Genomic DNA, 8278 nt, shown 5'->3' on the forward strand with positions numbered 1-8278 from the left:
CGCCAAGCGGCCCTGGATTGCTTCGCTGCGCTCGCAATGACGGAGAAGGAAGGGGACGGTTGCTCATCCCGCCCTCACGCCAGGCCGAGGGCGGTGACGATCAGGTCGATCGCCTTGATCCCGACGAACGGGATGATCAGGCCGCCCAGGCCGTAGATCAGAAGGTTGCGCCGCAGCAGGGCGGCCGCGCTGAGCGCCCGGTAGCGGACGCCGCGCAGCGCCAGCGGGATCAGCGCGATGATGACCAGCGCGTTGAAGATGATCGCCGACAGGATCGCGCTCTGCGGCGAGTGCAGATCCATGACGTTGAGCACCCCGAGCTGCGGGTAGAAGGCCAGGAACATCGCCGGGATGATGGCGAAGTACTTGGCCACGTCGTTGGCGATCGAGAAGGTGGTCAGGGCGCCGCGGGTGATCAGCAGCTGCTTGCCGATGCCCACCACCTCGATCAGCTTGGTCGGGTCGCTGTCGAGGTCGACCATGTTGCCGGCCTCGCGCGCCGCCACCGTGCCGGTCTGCATCGCCACGCCGACATCGGCCTGGGCCAGCGCCGGCGCGTCGTTGGTGCCGTCGCCGCACATGGCGACGAGGCGGCCCTTGCCCTGCTCCTCGCGGATCAGCGCCAGCTTGGCCTCCGGCGTCGCCTGGGCCAGGAAGTCGTCGACCCCCGCCTCGGCCGCGATCGCCGCGGCGGTCAGCGGGTTGTCGCCGGTGATCATCACCGTGCGGATGCCCATCCGACGCAGCTCGGCGAAGCGCTCGCGGATGCCGCCCTTGACCACGTCCTTCAGGTGGATGACGCCGAGCGGTTTGCCGTCCTTGGCCACCGCCAGCGGCGTGCCGCCGGCCTTGGCGATGCGCTCGGTGATCTGCTCCAGCGCCACCGGCATGGCCAGGCGCGGGTTGCCGGCCATCTCGCGGACATGGGCGATGACGGCATCGACGGCGCCTTTGCGGATGACCGAGCCCTCGACATCCACGCCGCTCATCCGCGTCTGGGCGGTGAAGGGCACGAACTGGGCGTGCATGCGGCCGACCTCGCGGGCGCGCAGCCCGTACTTCTCCTTCGCCAGCACCACGACCGAGCGGCCTTCCGGCGTCTCGTCGCTGAGCGAGGAGAGCTGGGCGGCATCCGCCAGCTCGGCATCGGTGACGCCGGGCAGCGGCACGAACTCGGTGGCCAGGCGGTTGCCCAGCGTGATGGTGCCGGTCTTGTCGAGCAGCAGCGTGTCGACGTCGCCCGCGGCCTCGACCGCGCGGCCGGACATGGCCAGCACGTTGAAGCGCACCAGCCGGTCCATGCCGGCGATGCCGATGGCCGACAGCAGCGCGCCGATCGTGGTCGGGATCAGGGTGACGAACAGCGCCACCAGCACCACCACCGAGATCGACCCGCCGGCATAGGCGGCGAAGCTGGGGATGGTGACCGTGGCGAAGACGAAGATGATCGTCAGGCCCGCCAGCAGGATGTTCAGCGCGATCTCGTTCGGCGTCTTCTGGCGCGAAGCCCCTTCGACCAGCGCGATCATGCGGTCGAGGAAGGTCGACCCCTGGGCCGCGGTGATGCGGACCTTGACCCAGTCCGACAGCACGCGGGTGCCGCCGGTGACGGCCGACCGGTCGCCGCCGGATTCACGGATCACCGGGGCGGATTCGCCGGTGATCGCGCTTTCGTCGACCGAGGCGATGCCCTCGATCACCTCGCCGTCGGAGGGGATCAGGTCGCCGGCCTCGACCAGCACCAGGTCGCCCTGGCGCAGGGAGAGGGCCGGCACCGGCTCGGTGTCGCGGCCGGCGGCGTCGCGCAGCCGCTTGGCGACGGTGTCGGTCCGGGTCTTGCGCAGGCTTTCGGCCTGGGCCTTGCCGCGGCCTTCGGCCACGGCTTCCGCGAAGTTGGCGAACAGCACGGTGAACCACAGCCAGAGCACGATCTGGATGGTGAAGCCGATGCCGGTCGCACCGGTGGCGATGTCGCGCAGCAGCAGCACGGTGGTCAGGGCCGCGACGGTCTCGACCACGAACATCACCGGGTTGCGCCACATGACGCGCGGGTCGAGCTTGCGGATCGCGTCGAACGCGGCCGGGCCCATGATCTTGGCGTCGAACAGCGACGCCGGGGTGTTGGAAGTCTTCATGACCGAATGTCCGATCAGAACAGGGTGCCGGCGGCGGAGGCGAGCTGGTCCACGATCGGACCCAGCGCCAGGGCCGGGAAGAAGGTCAGGCCGCCCATGATCAGCACCACGCCGATCAGCAGGCCGACGAAGAGTGGCCCGGTGGTCGGGAAGGTGCCGGAGGATGGCGGCAGGCTGCGCTTGGCGGCGAGCGACCCGGCGACGGCCAGCATCGGCACGATCATCAGGAAGCGGCCGATCAGCATCGCGAAGCCGAGGGTCACCGTGTAGAACAGCGAGGTCGCGGTCAGGCCGCCGAAGGCCGAGCCGTTGTTCGCCGTGCCCGAGGTGTAGGCGTACAGCACCTCGCTGAAGCCGTGCGGCCCCGGGTTGAGGATGCCGGCGAGGCCCGCCTGGGTCGACAGCGCCAGCGCGGTGAAGCCCAGCATCGAGGCGGGCAGGATCAGCAGGGCCAGCATGGTCATCTTGACCTCCTTGGCCTCGATCTTCTTGCCGACATATTCCGGCGTGCGGCCGACCATCAGCCCGGCGACGAAGATCGCCTCGATGACGAACAGCAGCATGCCGTACAGGCCGGCGCCGACGCCGCCGATGACGACCTCGCCCAGCATCATGTTGATCAGCGGCACCATGCCGCCGAGCGCGGTCAGGCTGTCATGCTGGGCGATGATCGCGCCGCAGGAGGCCGCGGTGGTGATCACGGCGAACAGGGCCGACAGCGCCTCGCCGAAGCGGACCTCCTTGCCCTCCATGTTGCCCAGCGTGGTGTCGACGCCGAGCGAGGCCAGGAGATGACCGCCGCCGGCTTCCTGCCAATAGGCGATGAAGACGCCGGCGATGAACAGCACGCCCATGGCGCTGAGGATCGCCCAGCCCTGCTTCTCGTTGCCGACCATGCGGCCGAAGGTGTTGGTCAGCGCGGCGCCGATCGCGAAGATCAGCACCATCTGCACCAGGTTCGACAGCGCGGTCGGGTTCTCGTAGGGGTGCGCCGAATTGGCGTTGAAGAAGCCGCCGCCATTGGTGCCCAGCATCTTGATCGCCAGCTGCGAGGCCACCGGCCCCTGGGCGATGGTCTGGTGCGCGCCTTCCAGCGTGGTGGCGTCGACAGTGGTGCCCAGAGTCTGGGGCACGCCCTGCGAGACGAAGAAGACGGTGGCGACGACGCAGATCGGCAGCAGCACGTAGAGCGTGGCCCGGGTCAGGTCGACCCAGAAATTGCCGATGGTCTGGGCCGAGCGGCGGGCGAAGCCGCGCACCAGGGCGATGGCCAGCGCGATGCCGGTCGCGGCCGACACGAAGTTCTGCACCGTCAGCCCGGCCATCTGCACCAGGTAGCCCATGGTGCTTTCGCCGCCATAGGACTGCCAGTTGGTGTTGGTGACGAAGCTGACCGCGGTGTTGAAGGCGATGCCTTCCGGCACCGCCGACATGCCGGCCGGGTTCAGCGGCAGCACGTCCTGGAAGCGCTGCAGCGCGTAGAGCAGGACGAAGCCCGCCACGCTGAACAGCAGCATGGCGAAGGCATAGCCGGTCCAGTGCTGCTCGCGGTCCTCGCGCACGCCGGCGGCGGCGTAGAGCACGCGCTCGACCGGGCGGAGGACGGGGGAGAGGAAGGTGCGCTCGCCCGAGAAGACCCGGGTCATGTAGCCGCCGAGCGGGCGCACGATGAGGACCACGATCGCGCAGTAGATGGCGATCTGGATCCAGCCGTTGAGAGTCATGGCTGTCTCAGAATTTCTCGGGGCGAACGAGGGCGTAGACGAGGTAGCCGAGCAGCAGCACGGATACGACGCCGCCGAGGACGAGATCGAAGGTCATCGCTTCCTCTAGAGCCGGTCGCACAGCAACACATAGCCCAGGCCGACGGCGAAGAACGCCGCGCCCAGGGCAAGCATCAGGACGTCGAGCACGAAATCTCCTTCCCGCAGACGGGCTGCGGCATCGTGTGATCGGCGCGGATCAGACACCCGGTGCGCATAAAAATTCGATCCGGATTTCCGCCCGGCTATGCTGGCCGCGGCAAGGGGGCCGGAATCGGGAGACGAGCGATGATGACGGGCGGATGCCTGTGCGGGGCGGTGCGCTACGAGGTGGCGGCCGACCCCGTCTACACCGGACATTGCCACTGCCGGTCGTGCCAGCGGTCCAGCGGCGCCGGCCATTCGACCTATGTCGGCGTGCCGCTCGCGGCGCTGACCGTGCGCGGCGAGACCCGAGCCTACGCCCAGGCCGGCGGCAGCGGGCTGCAGGCCCTGCGCCATTTCTGCCCCGCCTGCGGCAGCCAGCTGTTCGGCACCGCCGAGATGGACCCGCAGATGGCGACGCTCTATGCCGGGTCACTGGACGACCCGTCGGTGATCCGGCCGGACGCCGCGATCAATGTCCGCAGCCGCCAGCCCTGGGACCGGGTCGAGGGCGGCCTGCCGGAATTCGAGGGCATGCCGCCCGGGGCCTGAGGGGACGGACAAGAGGATGGAGAGCGGAATGAGCCGGTTCTGGAGCCCGATCGTGCGCAGCCTGACCCCCTATGTGGCGGGGGAGCAGCCGGCGGTGCCCGACCTGGTGAAGCTGAACACCAATGAGAACCCCTACGGCCCCTCGCCCCGCGCGCTGGCTGCGATCCGCGATGCAGCGACGGACGGGCTGCGCCTGTACCCCGACCCGACCGCGTCGCAGCTGCGCCAGGCCATCGCCGCCACCCATGGCATCGGGTCGGACCAGGTGTTCGTCGGCAACGGGTCGGACGAGGTGCTGGCCCATGCCTTCGCCGGCCTGCTGAAGCATGACGGGCCGCTGCTGTTCCCGGACGTCACCTACAGCTTCTATCCGACCTGGTGCGGCCTGTACGGCATCGAGCACCGCGCGGTCCCGGTCGATGAGGCGCTGCAGGTCCGCGTCGCCGATTTCCGCCAGCCCTGCGGCGCCATCATCCTGCCGAACCCGAACGCCCCGACCGGCCTCGCTTTGCCGCTGGACGGAATCGAGGCGCTGCTGCGCGACCACCCCGACCAGCCGGTGGTGATCGACGAGGCCTATGTCGATTTCGGGGCCGAAAGCGCGGTGCCGCTGGTCGCCCGCCACCCGAACCTGCTGGTGGTGCAGACCTTCTCCAAATCGCGCGGCCTGGCCGGGCTGCGGGTCGGCTTCGCCATCGGCCAGCGCCCGCTGATCGAGGCGCTGGAGCGGGTGCGCGACAGCTTCAACTCCTACCCCACCGACCGGCTGGCCCTGGCCGGCGCGGTCGCGGCCTGGGAAGACCGGGCGTGGTTCGAGACGCAGCGCGACCGGGTGGTCGCCAGCCGCGAGCGGCTGGCCGGCGCCCTGCGCAGCCTCGGCTTCGAGGTGCTGCCCTCGGCCGCGAACTTCCTGTTTGCGCGCCACCCGGCGATCCCGGGCGAGGCGCTGGCCGCCGGGCTGCGCGCCCGGGCGATCCTGGTGCGCCGCTTCGCCCGGCCGCGGATCCAGGACCATCTGCGCATCAGCATCGGCACGGATGCGGAGTGCGACCGGCTGGTGGCGGCCCTGCGCGAGCTGACCGGCGCCGCGCCGGCGGCGTGACGATCGCGCCGGCGCGCTGAAGGCCGGGGTTGCGTCCTTCCGGATTCCCAACACCGTCATTGCGAGCGCAGCGAAGCAATCCAGGGGCCGGTGCGCACGGGCCCCTGGATTGCTTCGTCGGCTTCGCCTCCTCGCAATGACGGGGAGTTCTGGACCATGGCGGCCATTTCAACCGCACCGCCTGCTGCCGACGCGCGGGCTGTCAGGCGAGCGTGAGGTAGATCTCGGCCTCGATCACCCAGTCGGCGCCGGTCCGGCGCCATTTGGCGGCGTAGGTGCCGGAGGCCAGGGGCAGGCCGCCGGCGGCGGCGACGCCCTGCCAGCTTCCGTGCTCCAGCGCGATCGGCTCAACCGGGGAGAGCAGGATGGTGTCAGGGGTGCGGGTGTAGATCGTGCGCAGGGAGGCAGCGAACTCCGCCTCCCACGCCGCGAGCTGGGCCTTGCGGCCGGAAAGGACGGCGCTGTCGGTGCCGGTGACCAGGACGACATCCTGGGCCAGGAGCGGGCCGATGGCCTTGAGGTCCGCCTTGGCCAGGGCCCGGTTGAAGGCCTCGCGCCGCTGGCGGATGGCACGGTCGGCGGCTTGGGTCATCTCGAAGTGTCCGGCAAGGGGGATCGATGGCGGCGATATTGCCCGTCCGCGCGACGGGGGTCGACATCCCGCCTTCGTTGCGACGTGGCGACGACCGCGTGTGAAAACGCAACCGACGGCGACTGCAGCGCAATCTCCCACCGGAAGCGGCTGCCACCGCAGCATGAAAGATTCTGGATGGCGGCCCGCACCGCAACGGAATTGCCGGCAAGAACGACGGCGCAGCGTTTTCACACAGCCTCGGCTCGTTGCGGACAATTTCGCGAGGGTCGAACGTCCGGTCTCGGAGGCCGTTGCGGACGATACCAGCGGCGATCGCTGAATCTCTGCAGCCTACTCGACGCTGACGGCGAGAGGCGATCAAGATTTCGGCCTTGCCACTAGCATCATCCCAGGCGGCGAGCGATGTCGTGATGTATCCCCGGGGCGGCAGCGGCTTGACCGATCTTCCTATCTGGATATGCAGAGTCTGTGATAAATCCCACCTATTGCAATCCTGCCTGGGCCAACCGGGCGCATTTGAAGCCGGCCGCCTGCATCGAATCGGCGGTGCCGAGCAGCGAAGCAGGAGGAAGATCCGTGACCCAGACCCTCAACGGCACCGCCGGCGCCGACACCCTGACCGGGACCAATCCGGGCGATGCGGCCAACCCGGACGGCATCGACATCGTCAATGGCGGCGGCGGCAACGACACGCTCAGCGGGCTGGGCGGGAACGACATCATCCAAGGCGGTGCGGGCGCCGATGTGATGAACGGCGGCGCCGGCATCGACACGCTCACCTACGCCAACGCCGGCTCGTTCGTCCAGGTCGCCCTGAACGCCGGCGCCGCCAGCGGCGACGCCCAGGGCGACACGATGAGCGGCTTCGAGAACCTGATCGGCAGTAACTTCAACGACCAGCTCGCCGGCGACAACGGGACCAACGTGATCAGCGGCGGCACCGGCAACGACTACATCCAGCTCAGCGGCGGCGGCGACACGCTGGACGGCGGCGCCGGCAACGCCGACATCTTCGACGCCCGCGTCTGGGGCGCGGCCATCACCGTCAACCTGGTCACCGGAACGCTGAGCGCGGCCGGGAGCGGAGGCGCCACCCTCTCCGGCTTCGAATGGGTTCTGGGCTCGGGCCTCAACGACATCCAGACCGCCAACCAGGCCGTCAACACCATCCTGGCCGGGGGCAACGGCAACGACACGCTCAACGGCCTCGACGGCAACGACCAGCTCTACGGCGACAATTTCGCCGCCATCGGCGGCAGCGGCACCGACACGCTGAACGGCGGCAACGGCGACGATTATCTCGAGGGCGGCAAGCTGGGCGACGTGCTGAACGGCGGCGCCGGCACCGACACCATCGGCTATGCCGATTCCAACGTCGCGGTGACCGTCAACCTGGCCACCTCGACCGCATCCGGCGGTGACGCCACGGGCGATACCTTCACCAGCATCGAGAGCGTCACCGGCTCCAACTTCAATGACGTGCTGACCGGCAACGCCGGGGTCAACAGCCTCACGGGCGGCAACGGCGACGACCTGCTCGACGGCGGCGCCGGAGCCGACACGCTGAATGGCGGTGGCGGCACCGACACGGCGACCTATGCGGCGTCCAACGCGGCGGTGAACATCAACCTGCTGACCAACGTCAACACCGGCGGCTTCGCCGAGGGCGAGTCGCTGGTCGCCGTCGAGAATGTCATCGGCACGGCCTTCAACGATGTGCTGGGGGGCAACGCCGCGGCCAATGTGCTGACCGGCGGCAATGGCGACGACGTACTTCAGGGACGCGGCGGCGCCGATGCGCTGCAGGGCGGCAACGGCAACGACACCATCTCCTATGCTCTCTCCAGCGCGGGCGTCGGTGTCAGCCTCTCCGCCAACGCCGCGACGGGCGGCGATGCCGAGGGCGACAGCTTCAGCAGCATCGAGAACGTCATCGGCTCGGCCTTCGCCGACACGATCAACGGCGAGGCCGGGGCGAATGTGCTGG

General features: G+C 69.3%; 8 protein-coding genes. 3 read left to right on the forward strand and 5 right to left on the reverse strand.

Annotation, left to right across the window (positions count from 1 at the left end; genetic code table 11):
• Positions 1-74: 74 nt before the first annotated feature.
• Genes kdpB through BWR60_RS37190 form a run of 4 tightly spaced genes read right to left on the reverse strand, consistent with a single transcriptional unit; the run spans position 75 to position 4105 of the window.
• Positions 75-2135, reverse strand: a complete 2061-nt coding sequence (kdpB, locus tag BWR60_RS21920; protein ID WP_088153143.1) for a potassium-transporting ATPase subunit KdpB — start codon at positions 2133-2135, stop codon at positions 75-77.
• A 14-nt stretch (positions 2136-2149) separates the two neighbouring features.
• Complete coding sequence (kdpA, locus tag BWR60_RS21925; protein WP_088153145.1) at positions 2150-3859, reverse strand: potassium-transporting ATPase subunit KdpA; 1710 nt, start codon at positions 3857-3859, stop codon at positions 2150-2152.
• A 7-nt stretch (positions 3860-3866) separates the two neighbouring features.
• Entirely contained in the window at positions 3867-3956 is a 90-nt protein-coding gene (kdpF, locus tag BWR60_RS21930) for a K(+)-transporting ATPase subunit F (RefSeq protein ID WP_064742096.1), read from the reverse strand.
• 8 nt (positions 3957-3964) lie between these two features.
• Positions 3965-4105: a hypothetical protein gene (locus tag BWR60_RS37190; RefSeq protein ID WP_179221891.1), complete on the reverse strand. Its 141-nt coding sequence runs from the start codon at positions 4103-4105 to the stop codon at positions 3965-3967.
• Between the two features lie 81 nt (positions 4106-4186).
• On the opposite strand from BWR60_RS37190, the gene BWR60_RS21935 reads away from it, so the two are divergent.
• Both BWR60_RS21935 and hisC read left to right on the forward strand, forming a co-directional pair.
• Positions 4187-4594, forward strand: coding sequence for a GFA family protein (locus BWR60_RS21935; protein ID WP_088153146.1), 408 nt, complete (start codon positions 4187-4189; stop codon positions 4592-4594).
• A 28-nt stretch (positions 4595-4622) separates the two neighbouring features.
• A complete protein-coding gene (gene hisC, locus BWR60_RS21940) occupies positions 4623-5696 on the forward strand; it encodes a histidinol-phosphate transaminase (protein ID WP_088153148.1) in 1074 nt (357 codons plus the stop codon).
• A gap of 202 nt (positions 5697-5898) precedes the next feature.
• Here the strand turns inward: hisC and BWR60_RS21945 are convergent, their stop codons facing one another.
• Positions 5899-6288 carry a nuclear transport factor 2 family protein gene (locus BWR60_RS21945; protein WP_088153149.1) on the reverse strand — a complete coding sequence of 130 codons (390 nt, stop codon included), beginning with the start codon at positions 6286-6288 and terminating at the stop codon, positions 5899-5901.
• Positions 6289-6867: 579 nt separating this feature from the next.
• Between BWR60_RS21945 and BWR60_RS21950 the strand changes: the two genes are divergently transcribed.
• The coding region (locus BWR60_RS21950) for a beta strand repeat-containing protein (RefSeq protein WP_179221892.1) at positions 6868-8278 on the forward strand (1411 nt) is incomplete at its 3' end.

Origin of the sequence: Inquilinus limosus (assembly GCF_002195995.1) — a bacterium.
Lineage (GTDB): Bacteria > Pseudomonadota > Alphaproteobacteria > DSM-16000 > Inquilinaceae > Inquilinus > Inquilinus limosus_C.

What these genes read in the sequence shown, in the direction of transcription:
- kdpB (WP_088153143.1), bottom strand. Translation starts at nt 2,135, where the DNA reads ATGAAGACTTCCAACACCCCGGCGTCGCTGTTCGACGCCAAGATCATG.
- kdpA (WP_088153145.1), bottom strand. Translation starts at nt 3,859, where the DNA reads ATGACTCTCAACGGCTGGATCCAGATCGCCATCTACTGCGCGATCGTG.
- kdpF (WP_064742096.1), bottom strand. Translation starts at nt 3,956, where the DNA reads ATGACCTTCGATCTCGTCCTCGGCGGCGTCGTATCCGTGCTGCTGCTC.
- BWR60_RS21935 (WP_088153146.1), top strand. Translation starts at nt 4,187, where the DNA reads ATGATGACGGGCGGATGCCTGTGCGGGGCGGTGCGCTACGAGGTGGCG.
- hisC (WP_088153148.1), top strand. Translation starts at nt 4,623, where the DNA reads ATGAGCCGGTTCTGGAGCCCGATCGTGCGCAGCCTGACCCCCTATGTG.
- BWR60_RS21945 (WP_088153149.1), bottom strand. Translation starts at nt 6,288, where the DNA reads ATGACCCAAGCCGCCGACCGTGCCATCCGCCAGCGGCGCGAGGCCTTC.